At 63.3% G+C, this 22,505-nt stretch carries 21 protein-coding genes; 5 read left to right on the top strand and 16 right to left on the bottom strand.

Annotation, left to right across the window (positions count from 1 at the left end; genetic code table 11):
- Nucleotides 1–22 precede the first annotated feature (22 nt).
- Together ACX0GZ_RS14375 and ACX0GZ_RS14370 are read right to left on the bottom strand one after the other, a co-directional pair.
- Nucleotides 23–853: an aldo/keto reductase gene (locus ACX0GZ_RS14375; RefSeq protein WP_458817439.1), complete on the bottom strand. Its 831-nt coding sequence runs from the start codon at nt 851–853 to the stop codon at nt 23–25.
- A gap of 75 nt (nt 854–928) precedes the next feature.
- Nucleotides 929–1,507 (bottom strand): TetR/AcrR family transcriptional regulator, encoded by a 579-nt coding sequence (locus ACX0GZ_RS14370; RefSeq protein WP_458817438.1) that lies wholly within the window; start codon nt 1,505–1,507, stop codon nt 929–931.
- A 138-nt stretch (nt 1,508–1,645) separates the two neighbouring features.
- Here ACX0GZ_RS14370 and ACX0GZ_RS14365 point away from each other — a divergent pair, with 138 nt between their 5' ends.
- The 3 genes from ACX0GZ_RS14365 to ACX0GZ_RS14355 all read left to right on the top strand — a co-directional run bounded on the left by ACX0GZ_RS14365 (nt 1,646) and on the right by ACX0GZ_RS14355 (nt 6,670).
- On the top strand, nt 1,646–2,635 hold the full coding sequence (locus ACX0GZ_RS14365) for a zinc-dependent alcohol dehydrogenase family protein (protein ID WP_458817437.1): 990 nt from the start codon (nt 1,646–1,648) through the stop codon (nt 2,633–2,635).
- Between the two features lie 69 nt (nt 2,636–2,704).
- Entirely contained in the window at nt 2,705–3,814 is a 1,110-nt protein-coding gene (locus ACX0GZ_RS14360; RefSeq protein WP_458817436.1) for an S-(hydroxymethyl)glutathione dehydrogenase/class III alcohol dehydrogenase, read from the top strand.
- Nucleotides 3,815–4,009: 195 nt separating this feature from the next.
- On the top strand, nt 4,010–6,670 hold the full coding sequence (locus ACX0GZ_RS14355) for an excinuclease ABC subunit UvrA (RefSeq protein ID WP_458817435.1): 2,661 nt from the start codon (nt 4,010–4,012) through the stop codon (nt 6,668–6,670).
- 256 nt (nt 6,671–6,926) lie between these two features.
- On the opposite strand, the gene ACX0GZ_RS14350 is transcribed toward ACX0GZ_RS14355, so the two are convergent.
- The 9 genes from ACX0GZ_RS14350 to ACX0GZ_RS14310 form a co-directional block, all read right to left on the bottom strand.
- Nucleotides 6,927–7,472, bottom strand: a complete 546-nt coding sequence (locus ACX0GZ_RS14350; RefSeq protein WP_458817434.1) for a type 1 glutamine amidotransferase domain-containing protein — start codon at nt 7,470–7,472, stop codon at nt 6,927–6,929.
- Between the two features lie 31 nt (nt 7,473–7,503).
- A complete protein-coding gene (locus tag ACX0GZ_RS14345; protein WP_458817433.1) occupies nt 7,504–8,643 on the bottom strand; it encodes a glutathione-independent formaldehyde dehydrogenase in 1,140 nt (379 codons plus the stop codon).
- Between the two features lie 333 nt (nt 8,644–8,976).
- Nucleotides 8,977–9,396 carry a GlcG/HbpS family heme-binding protein gene (locus ACX0GZ_RS14340; protein WP_458817432.1) on the bottom strand — a complete coding sequence of 140 codons (420 nt, stop codon included), beginning with the start codon at nt 9,394–9,396 and terminating at the stop codon, nt 8,977–8,979.
- Nucleotides 9,397–9,518: 122 nt separating this feature from the next.
- Nucleotides 9,519–9,812, bottom strand: a complete 294-nt coding sequence (locus ACX0GZ_RS14335; RefSeq protein WP_009823882.1) for a putative quinol monooxygenase — start codon at nt 9,810–9,812, stop codon at nt 9,519–9,521.
- Between the two features lie 111 nt (nt 9,813–9,923).
- Nucleotides 9,924–10,664 (bottom strand): SDR family oxidoreductase, encoded by a 741-nt coding sequence (locus ACX0GZ_RS14330; RefSeq protein ID WP_458817431.1) that lies wholly within the window; start codon nt 10,662–10,664, stop codon nt 9,924–9,926.
- 76 nt (nt 10,665–10,740) lie between these two features.
- Nucleotides 10,741–11,889 carry an L-dopachrome tautomerase-related protein gene (locus tag ACX0GZ_RS14325; protein WP_458817430.1) on the bottom strand — a complete coding sequence of 383 codons (1,149 nt, stop codon included), beginning with the start codon at nt 11,887–11,889 and terminating at the stop codon, nt 10,741–10,743.
- Nucleotides 11,886–12,992: an NADH:flavin oxidoreductase/NADH oxidase gene (locus tag ACX0GZ_RS14320; protein WP_458817429.1), complete on the bottom strand. Its 1,107-nt coding sequence runs from the start codon at nt 12,990–12,992 to the stop codon at nt 11,886–11,888. Before ACX0GZ_RS14320 ends, ACX0GZ_RS14325 begins: the two co-directional genes overlap by 4 nt.
- The gene (locus ACX0GZ_RS14315; protein ID WP_458817461.1) at nt 12,992–13,450 is read right to left on the bottom strand and encodes a VOC family protein; all 459 of its coding nucleotides are present in this window, start codon (nt 13,448–13,450) and stop codon (nt 12,992–12,994) included. Before ACX0GZ_RS14315 ends, ACX0GZ_RS14320 begins: the two co-directional genes overlap by 1 nt.
- Entirely contained in the window at nt 13,450–14,259 is an 810-nt protein-coding gene (locus ACX0GZ_RS14310; RefSeq protein WP_458817428.1) for a type 1 glutamine amidotransferase domain-containing protein, read from the bottom strand. The genes ACX0GZ_RS14315 and ACX0GZ_RS14310 overlap by 1 nt, the downstream gene beginning before the upstream one ends.
- A 96-nt stretch (nt 14,260–14,355) precedes the next feature.
- On the opposite strand from ACX0GZ_RS14310, the gene ACX0GZ_RS14305 reads away from it, so the two are divergent.
- Together ACX0GZ_RS14305 and ACX0GZ_RS14300 are read left to right on the top strand one after the other, a co-directional pair.
- Complete coding sequence (locus tag ACX0GZ_RS14305; RefSeq protein ID WP_458817427.1) at nt 14,356–15,234, top strand: LysR family transcriptional regulator; 879 nt, start codon at nt 14,356–14,358, stop codon at nt 15,232–15,234.
- Nucleotides 15,235–15,651: 417 nt separating this feature from the next.
- On the top strand, nt 15,652–16,818 hold the full coding sequence (locus ACX0GZ_RS14300; RefSeq protein ID WP_458817426.1) for a hypothetical protein: 1,167 nt from the start codon (nt 15,652–15,654) through the stop codon (nt 16,816–16,818).
- A gap of 312 nt (nt 16,819–17,130) precedes the next feature.
- Here ACX0GZ_RS14300 and ACX0GZ_RS14295 read toward each other — a convergent pair whose 3' ends face one another.
- From ACX0GZ_RS14295 to ACX0GZ_RS14275, 5 genes are all read right to left on the bottom strand, one after another.
- Nucleotides 17,131–17,931: an SDR family NAD(P)-dependent oxidoreductase gene (locus ACX0GZ_RS14295; protein ID WP_458817425.1), complete on the bottom strand. Its 801-nt coding sequence runs from the start codon at nt 17,929–17,931 to the stop codon at nt 17,131–17,133.
- 121 nt (nt 17,932–18,052) lie between these two features.
- On the bottom strand, nt 18,053–18,826 hold the full coding sequence (locus ACX0GZ_RS14290; RefSeq protein ID WP_458817424.1) for an SDR family oxidoreductase: 774 nt from the start codon (nt 18,824–18,826) through the stop codon (nt 18,053–18,055).
- A 117-nt stretch (nt 18,827–18,943) separates the two neighbouring features.
- Complete coding sequence (locus ACX0GZ_RS14285) at nt 18,944–19,963, bottom strand: phosphotransferase family protein (RefSeq protein ID WP_458817423.1); 1,020 nt, start codon at nt 19,961–19,963, stop codon at nt 18,944–18,946.
- Entirely contained in the window at nt 19,960–21,045 is a 1,086-nt protein-coding gene (locus ACX0GZ_RS14280) for a Zn-dependent alcohol dehydrogenase (RefSeq protein ID WP_458817422.1), read from the bottom strand. The genes ACX0GZ_RS14285 and ACX0GZ_RS14280 overlap by 4 nt, the downstream gene beginning before the upstream one ends.
- Nucleotides 21,046–21,155: 110 nt before the next feature.
- The gene (locus ACX0GZ_RS14275; protein ID WP_458817460.1) at nt 21,156–22,394 is read right to left on the bottom strand and encodes an acyl-CoA dehydrogenase family protein; all 1,239 of its coding nucleotides are present in this window, start codon (nt 22,392–22,394) and stop codon (nt 21,156–21,158) included.
- Nucleotides 22,395–22,505 lie beyond the last annotated feature (111 nt).

The following is a 22,505-nucleotide window of genomic DNA, read 5'->3' as shown; positions in this document are numbered from 1 at the left end:
GCGACAATATCGTCATCTGACGCTAAAGCATCTCGAGTGGACGGCGGTCGCGTGGCCTGGGGAATGCCGCGTCGAGTGTCGCAAGCTGAGCGTCGGAAAGAACGATATTGGCGGCCGCGCGGTTCTCCCTCACATGGGCGACTGAACTCGCTTTCGGGATAGCGATGAGACCATCTTGCCGCAACGTCCACGAAAGTGCGAGCTGCACAGGGGTCGCGCCAACCTCGGCTGCAATTTTGTCGAGAGCGGGGTGGGTAGAAAGTCGTCCCTGCTCGACTGGACTATACGCCATAACCGGTATGTTATGCTCGGCGAGCCACGGCAGCAGGTCCAATTCGGGGCCTCGCCGGACCAGATTGTAGAGGATCTGATCGGTCACGCAGCCATTCCCGCCCGCAGCGACAAGCTCTTCCATATCGTCGGTATCGAGATTGCTGACACCCCAGTGTCGGATCTTTCCTGCCGATTTGAGCGCCTCCAATGCCTCCACAGTCTCAGCGAGCGGCACCGATCCCCGCCAGTGGAGCAGGTAGAGGTCCAGTCGGTCGGTGCCGAGCCGCTTCAGGCTCGCCTCGCACGCACCGGCAAGGCGGGAGCGCGATGCGTTCTGCGGATATGCCTTGCTGACGAGGAATAACTGGTCGCGAACCCTGCCCAGCGCCTCGCATATTAGCGTTTCCGCCGCACCATCCCCGTACATTTCGGCGGTATCGATGAGCGTCATGCCCAGTTCGACACCGGCGCGTAGCGCGGCGATCTCATCGGATCGGCGCTCGGCACGTTCGCCCATCTTCCAGGTGCCTTGCCCTAGTGACGGAACCACTTCCCCGTCGGGCAATGTCACGTGTTTCATGTGCTTTCGTCCTATGAGATGAGTTCGACAGTTCGGTCGCGGGAGGCGGATTGCCAGATGAACACCATCTAACGATCATATCGCGGCCGGCCATCGATCGAGTGCCATTTTGGCGATGGAGAGCAGTTCGTCGATCGTAGCGCCGTCGCGCGCCTGAACGGACATGCCTTCCATGACCGTATTGATGAATTTGCCTAGCACGGAAGGATCGGTGTTGGCCGCAAGCTCGCCCTGCGCGGCGCCGCGTTGCAGACGCTCGATTAGGAGGGCCTCCGCCGCGATACGCTTGTCGCGCAGCAGGCATTCGATGGCGGCGGACGCCGGCGAAACCGCTGCCGCTGCCGAATACATGAAGCAGCCGGCCGGCGTTCCAGGTTCCGAGAATGATGACGCCGCTCGTTCCAGCAGGCCTTTGACGGCCTCGTAGGTGGACAACGCCGGATCGTTGATGGGTGCATAGAGGTGGACGCTGAACGTCGCGGCGTAGCGCTCGATCACCGCCGCAAACAGCCCCGCCTTGTTGCCAAACGCTGCATAGAGGCTGGCAGCGGCGACGCCGGTCTCCGCCACCAGATCGGCCATCGATGTCGCCTCGTAGCCGCGCTGCCAGAACAGCCGCACCGCCTTGTCGAGCGCAGCGTCAGTGTCGAACACACGAGGGCGACCTGCGCGGCGACGGGCTTTCATCTCTGTCATCTCTGGTGCACGATATGGAATGATCGATAAATAATATCTTGAAACTGGTGGCCCGCTCCCTTACAGAACGATCATTCAATAATCAAGGAGTCTCCAATGAGCCGCATCGTCCGCATCCACGAATATGGCGACGCCAGCGTCCTCAGGATTGAAGATGTGGCAGTCCCCGCGCCCGCGGCCGACGAAGTGCAGATCGCGGTGAAGGCGATAGGCATAAACCGCGCCGAAGTGATGTTCCGCAACCATGCCTACCTTCAGGAAGCCGAGTTCCCGAGCCGCCTTGGCTATGAGGCTGCCGGCACTGTCGTTACGGTCGGCGCGGACGTGACCGGGTTTGCGGAAGGCGAAGCCGTCAGCGTCATCCCCCCGCTCGATATCGCGCGCTGGGGCACTTATGGCGAGGTCGCCAACGTGCCCGCCCGCCTCGTCGTCAAGCATCCGGCGGCGCTGTCGTTCGAGGAAGCGGCGGCCGTGTGGATGCAGTATGTCACCGCCTGGGGTGCGCTGGTGGAGCAGGCGAAACTCGGCGAGGGCGATTTCGTCATCGTCACTGCTGCCTCCAGCAGCGTCGGCCTTGCTGCCTTCCAGATTGCGCGGATGGTCGGCGCGACGGTAATCGCGACGACGCGTACCGGCGCCAAGCGCCAGGCCCTGATCGATGCTGGTGCACATCATGTCGTCGCGACCGGGGAAGAGGATCTGGTAGCGAGGGTGATGGAGATAACCGATGGTCAGGGTGCGCGTGTGGTGCTCGATCCGGTCGGAGGCCCGTCGTTCGAGCCGCTGACCGAGAGCATGGCACGCGGCGGTATCCTGCTCGAATATGGCGCGCTCAGCGGCGAACCGACGCCGTTCCCGTTGTTCTCCGTGCTGGGCAAGAGCCTCACGCTCAAGGGGTATCTCTACAGCGAGATCGTCTCGGACGATGCCGCCCTCGATCGCGCCAAGGCGTTCATCGTGGCGGGTCTGGAATCGGGCGCGCTCAAGCCGCGGATCGCGCGCACTTTCCCGCTCGACGCCATCCAGGACGCTCACCGCTTCCTCGAATCGAACGACCAGGTCGGCAAAGTGGTCGTTACGGTCTGACCGGCATAGCGGCGCTGACGCAACGGCCTCGCACCAGCAACCAGTTTAACTCAACGAGGGTATCCCAACATGAAATCTCGCGCTGCTGTAGCCTTCGAGGCGGGCAAGCCACTCGAAATCGTCGAGATCGATGTCGCCCCGCCCCGGAAAGGCGAAGTCCTCATACGGGTGACGCACACCGGTGTGTGCCACACCGACGCGTACACGCTGGAGGGGAGTGATCCGGAGGGTGTTTTCCCGGTGGTTCTGGGCCACGAGGGCGCGGGCATCGTTGTCGAGGTCGGTGAAGGCGTCACCAGCGTCGTGCCGGGCGATCACGTGATTCCGCTCTACACCGCCGAGTGCGGCAAGTGCGACTTCTGCCTGTCTGGCAAGACCAACCTGTGCGTCGCTGTCCGCGAAACGCAGGGCAAGGGCTTGATGCCCGATGGGACCACCCGCTTTTCGTACAATGGTCAGCCCCTCTATCACTACATGGGCTGTTCAACCTTCAGCGAATATACCGTCGTCGCCGAAGTCTCGCTCGCCAAGATCAATCCCGCGGCAAACCCCGAACATGTCTGCCTGCTCGGCTGCGGCGTCACCACCGGCATCGGCGCAGTCCACAATACCGCCAAGGTCCAGCCCGGAGACTCGGTCGCCGTGTTCGGCCTCGGCGGCATCGGTCTCGCGGCGATTCAGGGAGCGCGCCAGGCGAAGGCGGGTCGCATCATCGCCATCGACACCAATCCGTCCAAGTTCGAGCTGGCACGCCAGTTCGGTGCGACCGAGTGCATCAACCCCAAGGACCACGACAAACCCATCCAGCAAGTGCTGATCGAGATGACGGGCTGGGGCATCGATCATACCTTCGAGTGCATCGGCAACGTCCACGTCATGCGCGCCGCGCTTGAATCAGCGCACCGTGGCTGGGGTCAGTCGATCGTGATCGGCGTTGCCGGCGCGGGCGAGGAAATCTCCACCCGCCCATTCCAGCTCGTCACGGGCCGCGTATGGAAGGGGTCCGCTTTCGGCGGCGTCAAGGGCCGGACAGAGCTCCCCGGCATGGTCGAGGACGCGATGAGAGGCGATATCGATCTGGCCCCTTTCGTTACCCACACGATGGGTTTGGAGGAGATCAACCAGGCCTTCGAACTGATGCACCAAGGCAAGTCGATCCGCACGGTCATTCACTACTGACCCGCCGATCCGAGCGCCTCCCCGTCGATCCGAAGCGGCGCGAGGCGCTCGGATCGACAACTCGGCCGTGATCATGGCCCGACCCCGGCCATGATGAGGCGCGCTCTGGCAAATGGGCAACGCGTCGAAATGCATTCATCTGTTACCCGAGTCATGAACCAAGGGCCGCGCGGGCGTATAGGCAGGAAGACTGAATTGAAGAGCAAGGATGTACACGCGGCGACGCCGGCCACCGATCATGGGCATACGGGGCCGCCCGCGTGCGTGCAGGTTCGCGGCGCGCGCCAGAACAACCTCAAAAATATTGACGTCGATGTACCGCGCGACGCCTTCGTGGTGTTCACCGGCATATCGGGCTCAGGCAAGTCATCGCTCGCGTTCGGCACCCTTTATGCCGAAGCCCAGCGGCGTTATCTGGAATCGGTTGCGCCCTATGCCCGTCGCCTGATCGACCAGGCCGGCGTGCCGGAGGTCGACGCGATCGACGGTTTGCCGCCTGCGGTCGCGTTGCAGCAGCAGCGCGGCTCGGCCAACGCGCGCTCCTCGGTCGGCAGCGTGACGACGCTCTCCAGCCTGGTGCGGATGCTCTATTCGCGCGTCGGCGAATATCCGCGCCATCAACCCATGCTCTATGCGGAGGATTTCTCCCCCAACACGGTCGCGGGGGCCTGCCCGACCTGCCACGGCATCGGCCGCGTTTATGACGCGACCGATGAGACGATGGTTCCTGACACCAGCCTCACCATTCGCGACCGGGCGATCGCCGCCTGGCCAACCGCGTGGCATGGCCAGAACCTGCGCGATATCCTCGTTTCGCTCGGCTATGATGTCGATACGCCGTGGCGCGACCTGCCGAAAAAGGATCGCGACTGGATCCTCTTCACGGAAGAGGCGCCGACGGTGCCGGTCTATGCGGGCCTGACGCCCGAACAGACCCGGACGGCGCTCAAGCGCGGCATGGAACCGAGCTACCAGGGCACCTTCACCGGCGCGCGCCGTTATGTGCTGGAAACCTTCGCCAACACTAAAAGCTCGCTGATGAAGAAGCGTGTCTCGCAATATATCATCGGCCGCGATTGCCCGACCTGCGACGGCAAGCGCCTGAAGCGCGAAGCCCTGTCGGTCAAATTCGCCGGCCTCGACATTGCCGAGTTCGGCGACCTGACGGTGCTCAAGTTGAAGGATTTGCTGATGCCCGTCGCGCAGGGCGCGTATGGCGCGGTCTCCCCCCCCTCGAAGGGCCATGTCCTGGAAAAAGCGGCCCGCGATGCAGCGGTCGAAAAACGGGTTGCGGCGGGCGGCTCTGCGCACAAGAGCGCGCCCGACGTACGCCGCACGCCCAATCTCTCCGACGAGAAGCGGATCGCCGCCCAACGCCTAGCCTGCGAATTGATCGAGCGGCTGGACCCGCTGATCGATCTTGGCCTTGGCTACATTTCGCTCGACCGCAGCACGCCGACGCTCTCCTCTGGAGAGCTGCAGCGCTTGCGGCTTGCCACGCAATTGTCGTCACAGCTTTTCGGCGTGGTCTATGTGCTTGACGAGCCTTCGGCAGGGTTGCACCCGGCAGATGGCGAAGCTTTGCTCACCATCCTCGAGCGTCTCAAGGCGGCGGGCAACACCCTGTTCGTCGTCGAACATGATCTCGACGTGATCCGCCGCGCGGAATGGCTCGTCGATGTCGGCCCAGGAGCCGGGGAAAAGGGCGGTGAAGTCCTCTACAGCGGGCCGATAGAGGGGCTTGCCGACGTCGAGACTTCGATCACCCGCCGCTACCTGTTCGCAGAGCCGCTCCGCGGTGAGCGCACACCGCGCGATCCCAGGGCATGGCTACGCCTGGAAGGGATCAGGCGGAACAATCTCCATGGTCTCGACGTCGAGTTTCCCATCGGCTGCTTCACCGCTGTCACCGGCGTTTCGGGATCGGGCAAATCCAGTCTTGTCAGTCAGGCGCTGCCCGAGCTCGTCACGGAACACCTCGGCGGCTCCCCCGTGGCCGAGGAGGAGGATATCGATCCGCTACTCGATGTTGCGCAGAACGACACTGAAGGACGCATTGTCGCAGGCATCGAGCATGTCCGCAGGCTGGTGCGGGTCGATCAGAAACCGATCGGCCGCACGCCGCGCTCGAACCTGTCCACCTACAGCGGCATGTTCGACCATGTGCGACGGATCTTCGCTGAGACGCCGCTCGCCCGCCGGCGGCGCTACAGCCCGGGAAGGTTCTCGTTCAACGTCGCGCAAGGCCGCTGCCCTGTGTGCGAGGGCGAGGGATACGTCATGGTGGAGCTGCTGTTCCTGCCGAGCGTTTTTGCCCCGTGCTCGACCTGTCATGGCTCTCGCTACAACCCGCAAACGCTCGAAGTCGAATGGAACGGGCGCAATATCGCCCAGGTGCTCGAGCTGACGGTCGACGATGCGTGCGATTTCTTCGCTGGCGAGGCATCCGTGATGCGCTCCCTCGACGTGTTGCGGGAGATCGGCCTTGGCTATCTGAGGCTCGGTCAGCCGGCGACCGAGCTGTCTGGCGGGGAGGCGCAGCGCATCAAATTGGCGACTGAACTGCAACGCGCTCAACGCGGCAACACGATCTACATCCTCGACGAGCCAACTTCGGGGCTTCATCCCTCCGATAGCGACCGGCTGATGCAACACCTGCAGGGCCTCGTAGACGCCGGCAATACCGTAGTAGTCGTCGAACATGACATGCGCGCCATCGCACAGGCGGACTGGATCATCGACCTGGGACCGGGGGCCGGGGAAGATGGGGGCCGTATCGTTGCCAGCGGCGTCCCTGTCGTGGTTGCGGAAGCGGAAGGCAGTCTCACCGCCCGCTATCTCAAGGCAGCACTGTAAGTCGTAAATCTGGCCGAATGCACGTTCGGGCAGGTGCATCTCAACCACACGTTGGAATGGGTCGAATCTGGATGCTTGAGCCGGAGCCGCGTCACCGCGGTTGACGCGGCTCAGGGTTTGAGTGCCCGTCAGGTGCGCCGTGTTCGTGTGATACGCGGCGTGGCGAACGGCCAATCGCTGGCCATCCGCCACACTTGCTTTGTGCGGACCTTCTCCATGGAGAGGGCCCTCACATGGTTCGTCGAAACGCTCCGTGTTAATTCCCTGCTGCGATTTCCTCGATGAGTTTGGCACAGAAGGCGGGCAAATCGTCGGGATCGCGGCTGGTAACAAGGCCGTTGTCGACCACGACTTCCTCGTTGGTCCATGCACCGCCGGCGTTCTCGATATCGACCTTCAGCGTGGGGTAGGACGTCAAGGTGCGACCCTTGAGCACACCCGCCTCGATCAATGTCCAGGGTGCGTGGCATATCGCCGCAACAGGTTTTTTCTGATCGAAGAAAGCCCTGATGAAACCAATTGCCTCGACGTTGCCGCGAAGCTTGTCGGCACCGACAGTCCCTCCGGGCACAACAAGTCCGTCGAAATCGTCGGCTTTGACCTCGGAAAACGTCTTGTCGATAGTATAGCTGCCGCCCTCGTCAAGATCGCTATTGACTGTGCGAGCCTTGCCCGATTCGAAACTGACCACGGTCACTTTGCCACCAGCCTCCTCGACAGCTTGCTTGGGCTTCGAGAATTCTGGTTCTTCCGTCCCGCGGGGTGCGATCAGAATGGCAACTGATTTGCCTTCCAAAGTCATAGTTTATTTCCTGTTCCGTCGAGGATTTAGGTCAGGTGCCCGGCTTGAGCACGACCTTGGTCCATCCAGCATCGCGCTCGTCGAAGTGCTTGTAGGCGTCTGGCGCCTGATCAAGCGGCAATCGGTGCGAGATGATTTGGGCGGGATTGGCCCGGTCTTGCTCGATAAGCTTCATCAGTCGCCGGTTGTAGTGCTTTACGTTGCACTGGCCGGTGCCGATCTTCTGGCCCTTGAACCAGAAGTCGCCGAAGTCGAAAGCGATCTTGCCTTCCTTCTGGAGATCGTCAGGCGCGTTCGGGTCTTCCGGAATGAACACGCCGACGACGCCGATCCCGCCGGTGGCCTTCGTACTTTTGACGAGGCGGTTCATCGTGTAATTGCTGCGCTCCTTGCCGTGGCGATCGCAACACTGATACCCGACCGCCTCGACCCCCCGGTCGGTCCCGAGGCCGCCGGTCGCGTCAAGGATCTGCTGGGCGGGATCGCCCTTGCGCATGTCGATCGGAATAGCGCCCATCGCCTCGGCCAGTTTCAGGCGGTCATCGTGAGAATCCACCACGAAGATCTGAGAGGCACCACGAATTTCGGCTGAATGCGCGGCCATCAAACCGACCGGACCGGCGCCGTAGATCGCGATGCTTTCGCCAGGCAGGAAACCTGACAGTTCGACGCCATGCCAACCCGTCGGGAAGATGTCGGAGAGCATGACATAGTCATCCTCCTTCTCCTCAGCGTCCTCAGGCAGCTTCAGACAATTGAAGTCCGCATAAGGAACGCGCATCAATTCGGCCTGACCACCTTGCCACGGACCCATCTCGGCAAAGCCATACGCTGCGCCGGCGGTGCCAGGGTTGGTCGTGAGGCAAAAACCCGTCAAACCGCGTTCGCAATTTTCGCAGAAACCGCAACCGACGTTGAACGGCATGCACACGCGATCGCCCTTCTTGATACGATCTACGGCAGAGCCGACCTCGATGACCTCGCCAAGGTTTTCGTGACCGAAGACCCTGCCCTTCTCGAAGCTGGTACGGCCCTCATACATGTGAAGGTCCGACCCGCAGATATTGGTCGTGGTCAGCCGGATGATAACATCGGTCTGCTTTTCGATCCTGGGATCATCGATGGTATTGACGGAAACATCTTTGGGCCCGTTGTATACGACAGCTTTCACGGATCTTTTCCTTTCGCAGCTCTACTCAACGCGTCATTAAATGGAGAGCTTGTGATGATCCCTTCCATCGCAACGGCGGAGGACATCGCACCCTTCCAAGTGTTCTCACCTTACTGAACCTGCTGCTATTTGAGAGGTTCCTTCCCGTAGGGCAGTCCCGGGATCGATTGACGGTGGTTTTCTGAATGACTGGGCCAGAACGACCGAATAACGCGTTAAACAAAGGCGACCCACGCCGCGCGGGAGGCGCGCCCGGCGCCTCAGCCCGCCGCCGTCGACTGAACCACCGGCGACTGAGCCGGCTCCGCCGCGCCCGCCACCGCGCTTCAAGGCTCAACCGTGCGCGAAAGCCTGCGCCGCCGCCTCGGCCACGCCCTGGTCTTGCTTGCCGGTGCCGCCCGACACGCCCACCGCGCCGATCACCGTCTCGCCCACCTTGATCGGCACGCCCCCGGCGAAGATCATCACCTTGCCGTCGTTGGATGCATGGATGCCGTAGAAGTCGGCGCCCGGCTGGGCGAGATTCGCAAGCCCCTTGGTCTCGACGTCGAACGCGCGCGCCGTCCATGCCTTGCCGATCGCGATGTCGACGCTGCCGCGCCACGCATCGTCCATCCGCGCAAACGCTAGGAGGCAGCCGCCCGCGTCCACCACCGCGATGTTCATCGGGTTGCCGATCCGCTCGGCCTCCGCGATCCCCGCATCGATGATTGCCCGCGCGTCGTTTAGGTCGAGCGTCTGAGTGGTGCGCATGGTGTGTCTCCTTCGCCAGTTCGGGGAAAACCGCTCCACGCACGCCGCCGCGCGCGGGTCCCCCCCCCCCCCCCCCCCCGCGCGGGCGATGAAAGCGACGCGCTAGGGCGCCGAGCGTTCCGTTATTTCGCGGCCAGCAGGGTGAACTTGTGAATCTGCGGCGGTTCGGAAAACAGTTCTTCTGCCTTGTCCATCAGAGCGGCGGCAACCTTGCCGTCAAGATGGGCCTGCCGATCCTCCTCGGTGTCAAACGTATCGAAGATCGCGTACGCACCGGGACCTTCCTCGATCGCGTACCAGGTCAGCGTGCCCGGCTCAGCTTGAACGAGCGGCAATGCCGAGGTCAGGAAATCGGCGACATCGCGTTCTTTTCCGGGCTTAGCCTTCAGCGGTACATACAGGGCAAGTTTGGGCATAATTTATTCCTCTAGTGAAACGAACAGATATTATTCGTCAAATTAACGGACGAGCGGGCCGGTACGTTCCCCATGAGGCGGAGCACACGCGGCTCCGCCTCCCGGTCGAAATCAGAACTCCTGTGCGGTCGGCCGGATGACGATCGCGTTGATGTCGACGTCATCAGGTTGTTCGACAGCGAACGCGATAGCACGCGCCACCGATGCCGCCGGGATGGCCTGCTTGTAGAAGTCCAGCACCGTCTCGGCAGCCGTGCCGGATGTCGTGAACTTCAGATCGCTTTCGACAGCTCCAGGCTCGATTGACGTGACCCGGACCTTTTCCCCCACCTCGTGGCGCAAGCCCTCGCTGATCGCGCTGACGGCGAACTTTGTGCCGGAGTAGACCGTGCCGCCCGGTGCGAAGACCTTGATGCCCGCAACCGAGCTCAAGTTGATGATGTGACCGCTGCCCTGCTCGAGAAAACCGGGAAGGGCCGCCGCGATGCCGTAGAGCGTACCCTTCAGATTGACGTCGATCATCTGGTCCCACTCGTCGGTGTTGACCTCGGCCATCGGGCGGATCGGCATCAGCCCGGCGTTGTTGATCAGCACGTCGAGGCGGCCGAAGTCGGCAACGATTGCGGCGACGACGGACTGGACCGCCGATTTGTCGGTCACGTCCAGCGCGTAGCTACGTGCCGAGCCGCCATTTGCGGCGATGTCCGCGACGACCTCGTCGAGCCTGTCCTTGCGCCGCGCGGCGATAGCCACCTTCGCGCCGCGTTCCGCGAGAAGACGCGCGGTTTCCGCGCCGATGCCGGTGCTGCCGCCGGTAATGAGAATTACCTTGCCTTCGATACCCTTGGTCATGACTGTATTCCTTCAAGTCCGTTGTTGATTTTTCGCCGGATCGCGGCCCCGCGCGAGACCGTCCGGCCTGATATGGTCACCGCGAGCGCAACAGGACGGGTCCGGCGCCCACCTTGATGCGGAGCAGCTCGTAGGGCTTGCGGCGCAAGTCCCGCCCACCGTGGAAGCCTGGCTGGCGATGGAGCTGGTTGGCGGTGAAGTAGAGGTAGCCGTCGGTGCCGATCGACAGCGTGTCGGGCCAGCTGATGCGGGGGTCGCTGACCACCGTCGTCCAGAGGCCCTGATCGAGCATGCGGATCGCGTTGTTCTCGTAATCGCCGGCGAACACTCGGCCCTTGTCGTCCTCGGCTATCCCGTCCGAGGCGCCTTTGCGCCCCAGGCTGCGGACCGCGCGGGCCAGTTCCTCCTCGGACACTGCGGGATCGCGCAGCATTGCCGTGGGCACCGCGTGCAGCGTGCGGCCCGACAGTGGACCGTAATACAGCAGGCTGCTGTCGGCGCTGAGCCCGATCGCGTCGCTTGCGATCGTGACCGGCGTCTCGGGGCCGTCAGCCGGGCGGTTCATGAGCACCGCGCCGTCGACAACCGGGGTGAAGCCGGGCTCGGGGTTGGTCGTCGCATGGTTCGACAGGCGTCGGATCGCACGCCCGCTGGCGATATCGACGACGATGATGCCGCCGATCCCCTCGTTGCTGCTGTCGGTGATGTAGGCGACGCCCTCGGCACCCTGACGCAGATCGAAGCGCACGTCGTTGAGGTAGGTCGTGGGCAGCACCACGCTGGGCGGCAGGACGATCGTCTTCACCACCCGGTTGGTCGCAAGATCTATCGCTACCAGCTTTGCCCCGCCGGCTTGCGGCTGCGAGAACTTGGGCGCCGCCGTGTCGAGCACCCAGAGGCGATTGGCGCCGTCGGCCACCACGCTCTGCACCGAGATGAAATGCCCCGCCGGGTCGGCCGGATCGGGACGGTTGGTCGCGGCGTCGGGATAGGGGACCGCCTTGCCGTCGACCAGTTCGGCCACCGTGAACGGTGCGTTATCGCCCCATTGCGGGAAGTTGACGAAGATGCGCCCGTTGGGGGCGACGGTCACGCCCGTCGGCATCGCGCCATCGAAGGTCGCGACCTGTTCGATTTGCGGCGCGGGTGCACCGTCGCGAGTGGTCGCGCAGGCAGCAAGCGCGAGGGCAGCGCCAGCGGCAAGAAGCAGTTTGGCGGCTTTCATGGGATCATTTCCTTGAGGATGCGGCCCGCTTCGTGGGGCTCGGACCGGAGATATTGCGGCGGCGCCTTGACCGATGCGCCAAGCGCGGCGGCGGCGTGCCAGGGCCAACGGGGGGCCCACAGCGCAGCGCGGGCAATTGCTATGGCGTCGGCATGCCCGTCTTCGAGGATGCGCTCCGCCTGGTGCGGATCGGTGATCATTCCGACCGCCACGACAGGCATAACGACCGCTTCCTTGACCGTCCGCGCCAGCGGCACCTGATAGCCGGGGCCGACAGGGATCTGCTGGCGCGGGTCGAGGCCGCCGCCGGAGACGTGGATCGCCGCGCAACCGCGCCGCTCCAGCTCCCGTGCAAACAATGCGGTTTCCTCCGCTGTCCAGCCGCCTTCGACCCAGTCGGTCCCGGAAACGCGGACGGTCACCGGGCGGTCGGCCGGAAACGCTTCGCGCACGGCATCGAACACTTCGAGCGGGAAGCGCATCCGAGCTTCGAGGCTGCTGCCGTATTCATCGCCGCGCCGGTTGGAGATCGGCGAAAGAAACTCGTGGAGCAGATAGCCATGCGCCGCGTGGATCTGGACGGCATCGATGCCGAGCCTGCCGGCGCGCCGGGCGGCATCGGCGAAGGCTTCGCGGATGCGGGCAAGCCCTGCCGTGTCCAGTTCGACAGGGGGATGGTCGGCGGGCGCGAAGGGAACGGCGCTGGGTGCCACGGTCTGCCAGCCATTTTCCGCGTCGGGGGCGATCTGCGTTCCGCCGTGCCACGGCTTGGCGCAGCTCGCCTTGCGGCCGGCATGCGCCAGCTGGATGATCAGCGGCATGTCCGACCACCGGCGCACGCTTTCGAGCACGCTTCGCATCGCCGCTTCGGTTCGGTCATCGTACAGGCCGACGTCACCGTAGGTGATGCGCCCTTCCGGGCTCACAGCGGTCGCCTCTATCGTCAGCGCAGCCGCCCCCGACAGTGCCAACTGGCCGAGATGCATCCGGTGCCAGTCGGTCATCGCGCCGTCCTCGGCAGAATACTGGCACATCGGCGCGATAACGATGCGGTTGGCAAGCCGCAGCCCCCCGACCTCGAGCGGTTCGAACAGGCGCGCCATCACCATGCGCCCGTGTTGGGCATGGAGGCCCAGGGTTCGGCCGGGGCCATGTGTTCGCCTTTTTGGAGCAGTTCGATCGAGATCCCGTCCGGAGAGCGGACGAACGCCATGTATCCGTCGCGGGGGGGGCGATTGATCGTCACACCGCCCGCCTGCAGCCGCGCGCACGTCTCGTAGATGTCGTCGACCCCGTAGGCGAGGTGGCCGAAGTTTCGGCCCTCCGTGTATGTCTCGGCAGAGCTGCCGTCCTCCGGCGGCCAGTTGTACGTCAGCTCGACCTCGGCATCGCCCTGCTCGCCGTCGCCGCGGAAATCCTCGTCGGCGGCAAGGTAGATCAGCGTGTAACGCCCGGCCTGGTTCTCCATGCGCCGGGTCTCCTTGAGACCCAGCGGCGTGAAGAACCGGATCGCCGCCTCGGGATCGGCGACGCGCAGCATGGTGTGGAGATAGCGCATGATCAGGCGACCTTGTCCTTGAGGGCTTCCATCACGAGCTCCGCGGTGCGGGTCGCGCTGGCGGGGTTCTGGCCGGTCACCAGATTGCCGTCGCACAGGGCGAAGGGGGCAAAATCGGGGCCGCCTTCGTGCTTGCCGCCGAGTTCCTTGAGACGCGTTTCGAGGAGGAACGGCACCGCCTGATCGAGACCGACCGCGCGTTCCTCGCTGTCCGTGAAGCCCGCGACACGGCGGTCGGCGACGAAGGGCGTGCCATCAGCCTTCTTCGCCGAGACCAGCCCTGCCGGTCCATGGCAGACGGCGGCAACGATCTTGCCTTCGCGGTCGAAGCGTTCGACCAGGCGGGCCAGTTCGTCACTGACGGGGTAATCGAACATGGTGCCGTGGCCGCCCGGCAGGAACAGCGCGTCGTAGCCGGCGGGATCGATGCTTGTGAAGACAGGGGTGCTGGCAACCTCGGCCTTCAGGGCCTCGTCCTTCAGATAGCGCTCGACCGAAGCGTCGTTCTCGCCGTCGGCGTTAACGCTACGCTGGTCGACGGGGATGGCGCCACCCTTGATCGAGGCCAGCGTAACCTCGGCGCCCGCATCGCGGAACGCGTAGTACGGGGTGGTAAGTTCCTCGAGCCAGACGCCCGTCGGTTCGGTGCCGGGAGTCATGCGGTCGGCGGAGGTGGCCACCATGAGAATGCGGGTCATCGTCAGTTGTCCTTTTCTAGTGATGTCGGGAACACGAGCAAACGCACCCGCCGGCGCCGCGCCCGCCACCAGGACAGCGGTGAGGGCTTGCAGCAATTGGCGGCGATTTTGCATTCGATCGTTCCTTTCGGCGGCTTAGATACGCAGGGAACGGCATCATGAAATCCAGGGGGAATGGCGGACGGCCATAAATCCGGTTATGGAACCGGAATGTCCCTCCTGCAGTTGCGCACCTTCGTCGAAGTCTACCGCCGTCGTTCATTGAGCGAGGCGGCCCGGGCAATCGGCATCACCCAACCGGCGGCGTCGCAGCACATCGCATCGCTCGAGGCGCAATTAGGCCGTCCTCTGTTCGATCGCCATTCGCGGGGTGTTCGACCAACAGCGATTGCCGACGATCTCGTGGCTTCGATCGGAAGCAGCCTCGACACGGCGGAATCGGCACTGGCCAGCGCGCGGGCCCGATCGTCGCGCATCTCGGGCACGGTCCACATCGCCGCGCCGTCGGACCTGCTGGGGGAGATGATCACGCCCCGGCTGGCCCCGCTGCTGGAAGCAGGGCTTGACCTGCGCCTGCATATCGGCGGGCGCGAGGCGCTCTATGCCTTGCTCCTCGAAGACAAGGTGCACCTGGCCGTCACCGCCTCCCAACCCGAAGATGCGCGGTTGGCCTTTCATGCGCTGGGCGAAGAGCACCTGCGCGCCGTAGCCTCGCCCGCCGTGGCCATGCGGATTGCCGAATTGCCGCTTGCCGACGGACTCAACCGGACGGCCCACCTCGCCTACGACCTCGAACGGCCGCTGCTGCGAACCTGGCTCCATGCAAACCAGCTCGAGCTGACGAGCCAGCCCGCGTTGACCGCGCCCGATTTGAGAGTATTGCGATCGGGATTGTGCGCGGGTCTCGGCTGGACGGTGATGCCCGGCTATCTCACCCGCAGCGAACGCGCTGCCTGCACGCTGATCGAGATACCCGCCCCGGTCACGGTGCCGCGCAACGCTTACTACCTCGTCTGGGCACGCTCATCGCTGCGACACCCGCGCGTGGCCATGGCTCGGGACGCCCTGATTGCTGCACTCCGAACATAATGGTGGCCACGCCTGTTGGGCGTCAGCGCAATTTCGGGGCTGCACCAGTTGAGCGCTGGCAGAACGAAGGGCGGCTTTCGGGATCGTCGGGCGACAAGGCCGAACGGCCGGATGTGGGGCGCTTTGCTGACCTACGCCTTGCCTTCCGGAGCGTAGCAGAGGACCCGAGTGCTTGCCGCTCGCCGGTGGCTTGCCACCAAAATTGGTAAAAATGTTGGCCTGCACATTTTTACGGTATTGCGCCTAAACGTTTGTCTCGACCAAACGCGTTCTTTGTCACGCGGACGATGCCCCCTCGTCCTGGTATTTTCCGATCCCTGTCACGGGTGGATCGCGTGCCCTTTCCTCCCAGTTCATCAAAAAGTTAGCACTTTGATCCAGTGGGACGGGATCACATCGCGCTGGACAGGAACAGCTATGCTCACGTTGAAGCTCGACGAGCTATTCGGTCCTAAAATTGTTGCAGCGTTCCAAGCGCAGTGGTCTTCTGAACCCGAAGCGGCGCTGGCACAGGCAGAGCGCGCCGTGAGAATGATCGTAGCTCCTAAAAATGAAAGTGAGCGTTCGATCGCTCGTCTTGTGGTTGCTCTGGTCGGTCCTGAGCCTGACGGCCTTGCCTGGCTCGAGGCTTTGGCGGTGGGAAGTTTTCAACTTCGAGAAAACGTGTCCTATGCCATCGGTCGAGTGGGGGAAAGTCCGTCCAAATTCATTGATCGGCAGCGCGAGAGAATTCGATCTCTGGCTGACCACCCGAAGGCAAAGGGTCGGGAAAAAGACTACGAGAATGCCTATTTGGACGCTCTTAGGTTGGTCGTCGCAACTACCCTGTTGGTCCAGATGCGCACTGGGGTTGCTGCGAAGGCTGCTATCGGTCCTGCATGGCCGCTAATGGTCGCAGTTGATGCGCATCTGAAATTGGCTGAAAAGCGGGCGCTGTTCATTCACGGCAATGATGTGGCGCTTCAAGCCGGTATTGCAGATGCAGTGCGCTCCCTCCTTGCGGACTACGCCAAAAATGACGGGCCGCAAGAAACAAGGCCGAGCGGCCAACATACCACCAACCTGCCACCGGGGGCCGACGTTACATCGTATTTTCGGAATAAGGAGGAGCAGCGGAGCTTCGAGATATCGCCTGAGCTTCGACGAAAACGATCGCCGACAATTCCGCAATATATCTTGGAAGCGTCGCCAAACCGAAGCGGACCGGATCAGTCTTTCCGAATCTCGTACAGAAAAGATATCCACATGGTCTGTCTAGAGGAAGCACGGACTGGAAAAGCCGCATTCAGCCTTGCCCTTCGCTCCGAAAGCCGAAGGGTCGCTCGCGAAAACTGGCGGCAAAGCACCAGCTCCGAAGATCCACCGCACGACTTCGACATTCAATGTGCAATTTGGGATCACATCCGCGCGGGCGGATATTTTCCTCTGTCCATTCCCGTAGACCACATCCGCTACCTTGAAGAGGATGCCTGCTGGCATTTCAACGAATTGGGAGATGCTTGGGTGGGGCTGGAAAAGTGGCGACAGGGAGGTTTCTTCAGATTTGAACGTGATCCTCTGTCCGTCGATGGCATCGAGATTTAATTCGAATCAAAAGTTTGCGTTGGGAGTTGCGGGGGACGGTCAGCGCGCGTACAATACAGGTACAGCGCTGTGGTACAGCGGCTTATGATCCACCTAGCGGAAAGCCCACCGAATGGGCTCTTTTGCTTGAAGGGGTCCCCTCCCGTAGGGGTCACCATATTGATTTGTGGCGTTTAATTCGCAGCTTTCATGGTGGGTCCCCCTTTTCAGGGGAGGAAGGTCCCCCCTTTTCAGCCGATGAGCACCACGCGGCGCGATCCACTGTTTCGCGTGTCGTGCAGCACCGTTTCGGTTGTCCGTGCGCAAGTGTTTCTAGACCGCGGTTCGTCCGTACTCCTGACGTGTGACCGGGTGGCTGGACGACAGGCCGCCATCGACTGCCAGCGCCTGGCCATTGACATAGCTGGCGTCGTCGGAGGCGAGGAACAGCGCGGCGCGCGCGAGTTCGTCGGGCTGGGCACCGCGTTTCAAGGGGTTGAGGCGACCGATCCGGTCCATCTTTCCGGCGTCGCGCGCGTAATCGAAGGTTGGCTTGGTCATGCCCGTTTCGGTCAGGCCGGGACACAGCGCGTTGACTCGGATATTCGACCCCGAAAGCTGTTGCGCAGCGACCGCAGCCAGGTTGATGACGCCCGCTTTCGACGCCGAATAGGCGGGTGACCCTGCGCCCGATCGGATGCCCGCCACGCTGGCGGTCAGCACGATCGCGCCGCCGCCCCTATCGGAGATCTTCGGCGCGCCGTGCTTGATCGCCAGGAACGGCCCGATCAGGTTGACGCGCAGGACATCGCTGAACAGCGACACATCGGTATCGAAGATATTGGCCATGCCGCCCGAAATCCCGGCATTGGCAAAGATCACGTCGATGCCGCCATGCGCCTCCGCGGCGGTATCGATCATGCGGATCACGTCGGCTTCGTTCCCGGCATCGACGCGGATCGACTGCGCGGTGCCGCCCGCGTCGGCGATCATCCGCGCGGTTTCGTCCGCGCCTTCGGTCAGATCGGCGACGAGCACGCTCCCCCCTTCCGCCGCGAACAGCAGCGACGCCGCGCGACCGATCCCCGATCCTGCGCCGGTGACGACGATCGATTTGCCTTCGAACCTGTTCATATCGCTATTCCCAATTTCCTGTCTTCACCCACCCGTTCGCTTCGAGCGAAGTCGAGAACGCGTGCACACGCCAGGCCGCGTTTCTCGACTTCGCTCGAAACGAACGGGGGACGGCTTGCTGCTAGATCGTCACGCCGCCGTCGATCACCATCGCCTGTCCGGTCATGAACGCCGCGGCGGGCGAGGCGAGATAGACGACCGCACCCGCGATTTCATGCGGCTCGCCGATGCGGCGGAGCGGGGTGGACCGGTTCGTTTGTTTCTCGCGTTCCGGGTCTTCCCATAGCGCGCGGGCAAAATCGGTGCGGATCAGGCCCGGCGCGATGCAATTCACGCGCACATTGTCCGGTCCGTATTCGACCGCATAGTTGCGTGCGAGCTGAAAATCTGCCGCTTTCGACACGTTGTAGGCCCCGATCACCGGCGATCCGCGAAGCCCACCGATCGACGAGACAATGATGATCGCCCCGTCCTTGCGCTCGCGCATTTCGGGCGCGACCTGCTGGATCAGCCAGTGGTTCGACAGGACGTTATTGTCGAGGATCTTGCGGAACTGTTCGTCCTCGATTCCGGCAAGTGGCCCGTAATAGGGGTTCGACGCCGCGTTGCAGACCAGGATGTCGATGCGCCCGAACGCGTTGCGCGTTTCGGCGAGCAGCCGGGCCAGCGCCTCCTTGTCCGATATGCTGGCGGCAATGGCGATGGCGGTGCCGTCGCCATGTTCGGCGTTGATCGCGGCCGCCACCTCGTCGCAGGCGTCCTGCTTGCGGCTGGAGATGACGATTTTTGCGCCATGCGCGGCAAGTGCTTCGGCCGACGCCTTGCCGATCCCGCGCGACGAGCCGGTGACGATCGCGACCTTGCCGGTCAGGTCGAACAGGTTTTTCATCTCCATCCTCTCGATCTGTGTGCCTCCGTCATTGCGAGCGCAGCGAAGCAATCCAGAGCAGCAGATACATCGTTGGATTGCCTCGCTGCGCTCGCAATGACGGCTGGCGGTTGCGGGGCCATTTCAAGCCCCCGCCTTCACCGCAAACTCCCATGCCGCCTGCGCCAGACCCGGCACGCGTGCCGCAGTCGCCTCCGCTTGCGCATTCGACGCATTGCCGTCGATCACACGCTTCTTGATTCCTTGCACGATGCCCATCAGGCGGAACAGATTATAGCTGAAATACCAGTTGAGGTCGGGCACCCCGTCGCGCCCGGTGCGCGCGCAGTAACGGGCAGTGATCTCCTCCAGAGTCGGGATGCCGGTATCGCCGCCATTCACGCCCTTCACCCCCGACCGCCCTTCCGGCTCGGTCACCCAGTTCATCGCGAAATAGGCGAAGTCAGCCAGCGGATCGCCCAGCGTCGACAATTCCCAATCGAGTACCGCGCGGATGTGCGGGCCCTGCGCATCGAAGATCATGTTGTCGATGCGGTAATCGCCGTGGACGATCGAGGTGCGCGTCTGTTCGGGCACGGTGCGCGGCAACCATTCGATCAGCGTTTCCGCTTCCGGCAGATCGTCGGTCTGGCTCATCCGATATTGCTTGGTCCAGCGCGCGACCTGACGCTCGAAATAATTGCCGGGCTTGCCATAGCTCCCCAGACCCGCCGCTTCGTAATCGATCGCGTGCAGATCGGCGAGCGTGTCGACGATCGAGTTGTAATGGGCGCTGCGATCGGCGGGGGCCATGTCGGGTAAGGTCCCGTCCCACAGCGTGCGCCCCTCGACCATTTCCATGATGTAGAAGGCCGATCCGATGACCGCGTCGTCCTCGCACAGCCCGTAAGGTTTCGCGACCGGAAAGCCGGTCGGATGCAACCCGGCGATCAGGCGATATTCGCGGTCCACCGCATGGGCGGACGGCAGCAGCGGCCCGAATGGCTTGCGGCGCAGCACATAGCTGCCCGAGGCGGCGTCGATGCGATAGGTCGGGTTGGACTGGCCGCCCGCGAATTTTTCATAGTTCAGCGGCCCTTCGAATCCGGCGACGTTGGCCGCCATCCACTCGGTCAGCCGTGCGGTGTCGAGGTCCTGCGTCATGCGAACACGATCACCGAGCGCGCGGTGTCGCCGGTCCTCAGTTTTTCGAGCGCGTCGTTGATCTCCTCCAGCGCGATTCGCTCGGCGACCATCGTGTCGAGATCGAGTTTGCGGTCGAGATACATGCGGACGAGACGCGGCATGTCGATCGGGAATTGCGTGGAGCCGAGCAGCGATCCTTGCAGCTTCTTGCCGGTCAGAAAGGTCGGCCCCGCGATCTTCACTTCGTTGCCCGGCGCGATCATGCCGAGGATCGTCGCGGTTCCGCCGCGCCGCAGGATGTTCCAGGCAAGCTCGGCGGTATTCGACCGCCCGACTGCCTCGATCGCATAATGCACGCCGCCATCGGACAGCGCGAGGACGGTCTTCATCAACCCATCCGCATTGGCGTCGAGTGTGTGGGTCGCGCCCATTTTCTCGGCAAGCGCGCGTTTCTCGGCCACCGGGTCGATCGCGATGATCTGGCCCGCGCCCGCGATCTTCGCCGCGTTGATCGCCGACAGGCCGATCCCGCCCGCGCCGATCACCGCGACGCTTTCGCCCGGCTTCACCTTGCTGTCGTTGAACACCGATCCCGCGCCGGTGATGACCGCGCAGCCGAGCAACGCCGCGCGGTCGAGCGGCATTTCCTTGGGGATCGCGACGCAGGCGTTTTCGTGGACCAGCATCTGTTCGGCGAATGCCGACAGGTTGAGGAAGGGGGCAAGCGCCTGACCGTCCTTCAGCGTCAATCGCGGCGGCGCGTCCTTTGCGCGGCGCGTGGAGGGATCGACGCACAGCGAGGGCCGTCCTGTGATGCACATCTCGCAACTGCCGCAGAATACGGTGAAGAAGGTGATGACGTGATCGCCGGGCTTCACGCTCGACACGCCCTCCCCCACCGCCTCGACCACGCCTGCGGCTTCGTGGCCGGGAACGGTGGGCATGGGGTGCGGAAAGCTGCCATCGACGAAATGCAGGTCCGACCGGCACACGCCGACCGCAGCGGTACGGATCAGCACCTCGCGCGGGCCGGGCTTGTCGACCACCACCTCGACGATTTCGAGCGGGCGTTTCGCCTCGAACAGAACGGCTGCCTTCACCCTATCCCAATCCTTTCAAATCACCCGTCATCCCAGCGAAAGCTGGGATATAATGCGACTCCTGCGCTGCGCCTGCCGCTTGATGCCCCAGCTTTCGCTGGGGCGACGGTTCAGGCCGAATATTTCCCGAACTCGTTGCGCGCGATCGCCCGGTTGTGCACCTCGTCCGGCCCGTCCGCAAAACGCAGCGTCCGCATCGAAGCCCAGGCGCTCGCCAGCGGGAAATCCCCAGAGACCCCGCCACCGCCATGCGCCTGGATCGCGTCGTCGAGGATCGACAGCGCCATGTTCGGCGCCTGAACCTTGATCATCGCGATTTCCTGTTGCGCCGATTTGTTGCCCGCCTTGTCCATCATGTCGGCGGCCTTCAGGCACAGCAGTCGCGTCATTTCGATGTCGATCCGCGCGCGGGCGATGCGTTGTTCCCAGATCGAATGGTCGGCGATCCGCTTGCCGAACGCCACGCGGCTAAGCAGCCGCTTGGCCATATATTCGATGCCCATCTCCGCGACGCCGATCGTCCGCATGCAGTGATGGATGCGCCCCGGTCCCAGCCGCCCCTGCGCGATCTCGAACCCGCGCCCTTCGCCGAGCAGCAGGTTTTCGACCGGCACGCGGACGTCGGTCAACACCACCTCGCCATGTCCGTGCGGCGCGTGGTCATACCCGTAAACCGACAGCATCCGTTCGATCTTCACGCCGGGCGTGTCGAGCGGAACGAGAATCTGGCTCTGCTGCTGGTGCCGCTTGGCCTCGGTATCGGTCTTGCCCATCACGATCGCGATTCTGCAGCGCGGATCGCCGGTGCCCGACGACCACCATTTGCGACCGTTGATGACATAATGGTCGCCGTCGCGCACCATCGAGGTTTCGATGTTGGTCGCGTCGGAGGATGCGACCGCAGGCTCGGTCATCAGAAAGGCGGAACGGATTTCGCCGTTCATCAGCGGTCGCAGCCACTGGTCCTTCTGCGCGCGCGTGCCGTAACGGTGGAGCACTTCCATATTGCCGGTATCGGGCGCGGAGCAGTTGAACACCTCGCTCGCCCAGTAAATCCGGCCCATTTCCTCGGCGCACAGCGCGTATTCGAGGTTGGAAAGCTGCGTGCCCTCAAACTCGAAACTGTCATCGACATGGCTCTGGCCCGAATGCGGCGGCATGAAGAAATTCCACAGCCCCGCAGCCTTTGCCTTGGGCTTCAATTCCTCGATCACCGTGGACGGCGCCCAGCGGTCGCCCGCCTTGAGGTCGGCATAGTAGTCGTCTTGGCGCGGGGCGATATGCTGGTCGATAAAGGCGCGCACCCGGTCGCGGAAATGCGTTTCGCGTTCGTTGAGCGTGAAGTCCATTGGGGTGCGTCCTTTTGCCTGATAATGGTCGTTGCGGAGACTATCGCCGGACACCGGCCAACGCCATACCCGTTTTTCAATAAAACTGATTTCGTCCTCACGCGGGCCGCA

It is taken from the genome of Sphingomonas aestuarii, assembly GCF_054457155.1.
Note: the sequence above shows the minus strand (reverse complement) of the source record. Positions and strands in the feature narration are given on the sequence as shown.

What these genes read in the sequence shown, in the direction of transcription:
- ACX0GZ_RS14365 (WP_458817437.1), top strand. Translation starts at nt 1,646, where the DNA reads ATGAGCCGCATCGTCCGCATCCACGAATATGGCGACGCCAGCGTCCTC.
- ACX0GZ_RS14350 (WP_458817434.1), bottom strand. Translation starts at nt 7,472, where the DNA reads ATGACTTTGGAAGGCAAATCAGTTGCCATTCTGATCGCACCCCGCGGG.
- ACX0GZ_RS14360 (WP_458817436.1), top strand. Translation starts at nt 2,705, where the DNA reads ATGAAATCTCGCGCTGCTGTAGCCTTCGAGGCGGGCAAGCCACTCGAA.
- ACX0GZ_RS14330 (WP_458817431.1), bottom strand. Translation starts at nt 10,664, where the DNA reads ATGACCAAGGGTATCGAAGGCAAGGTAATTCTCATTACCGGCGGCAGC.
- ACX0GZ_RS14295 (WP_458817425.1), bottom strand. Translation starts at nt 17,931, where the DNA reads ATGAACAGGTTCGAAGGCAAATCGATCGTCGTCACCGGCGCAGGATCG.
- ACX0GZ_RS14275 (WP_458817460.1), bottom strand. Translation starts at nt 22,394, where the DNA reads ATGGACTTCACGCTCAACGAACGCGAAACGCATTTCCGCGACCGGGTG.
- ACX0GZ_RS14285 (WP_458817423.1), bottom strand. Translation starts at nt 19,963, where the DNA reads ATGACGCAGGACCTCGACACCGCACGGCTGACCGAGTGGATGGCGGCC.
- ACX0GZ_RS14310 (WP_458817428.1), bottom strand. Translation starts at nt 14,259, where the DNA reads ATGCAAAATCGCCGCCAATTGCTGCAAGCCCTCACCGCTGTCCTGGTG.
- ACX0GZ_RS14375 (WP_458817439.1), bottom strand. Translation starts at nt 853, where the DNA reads ATGAAACACGTGACATTGCCCGACGGGGAAGTGGTTCCGTCACTAGGG.
- ACX0GZ_RS14290 (WP_458817424.1), bottom strand. Translation starts at nt 18,826, where the DNA reads ATGGAGATGAAAAACCTGTTCGACCTGACCGGCAAGGTCGCGATCGTC.
- ACX0GZ_RS14335 (WP_009823882.1), bottom strand. Translation starts at nt 9,812, where the DNA reads ATGCCCAAACTTGCCCTGTATGTACCGCTGAAGGCTAAGCCCGGAAAA.
- ACX0GZ_RS14300 (WP_458817426.1), top strand. Translation starts at nt 15,652, where the DNA reads ATGCTCACGTTGAAGCTCGACGAGCTATTCGGTCCTAAAATTGTTGCA.
- ACX0GZ_RS14320 (WP_458817429.1), bottom strand. Translation starts at nt 12,992, where the DNA reads ATGGCGCGCCTGTTCGAACCGCTCGAGGTCGGGGGGCTGCGGCTTGCC.
- ACX0GZ_RS14325 (WP_458817430.1), bottom strand. Translation starts at nt 11,889, where the DNA reads ATGAAAGCCGCCAAACTGCTTCTTGCCGCTGGCGCTGCCCTCGCGCTT.
- ACX0GZ_RS14340 (WP_458817432.1), bottom strand. Translation starts at nt 9,396, where the DNA reads ATGCGCACCACTCAGACGCTCGACCTAAACGACGCGCGGGCAATCATC.
- ACX0GZ_RS14305 (WP_458817427.1), top strand. Translation starts at nt 14,356, where the DNA reads ATGTCCCTCCTGCAGTTGCGCACCTTCGTCGAAGTCTACCGCCGTCGT.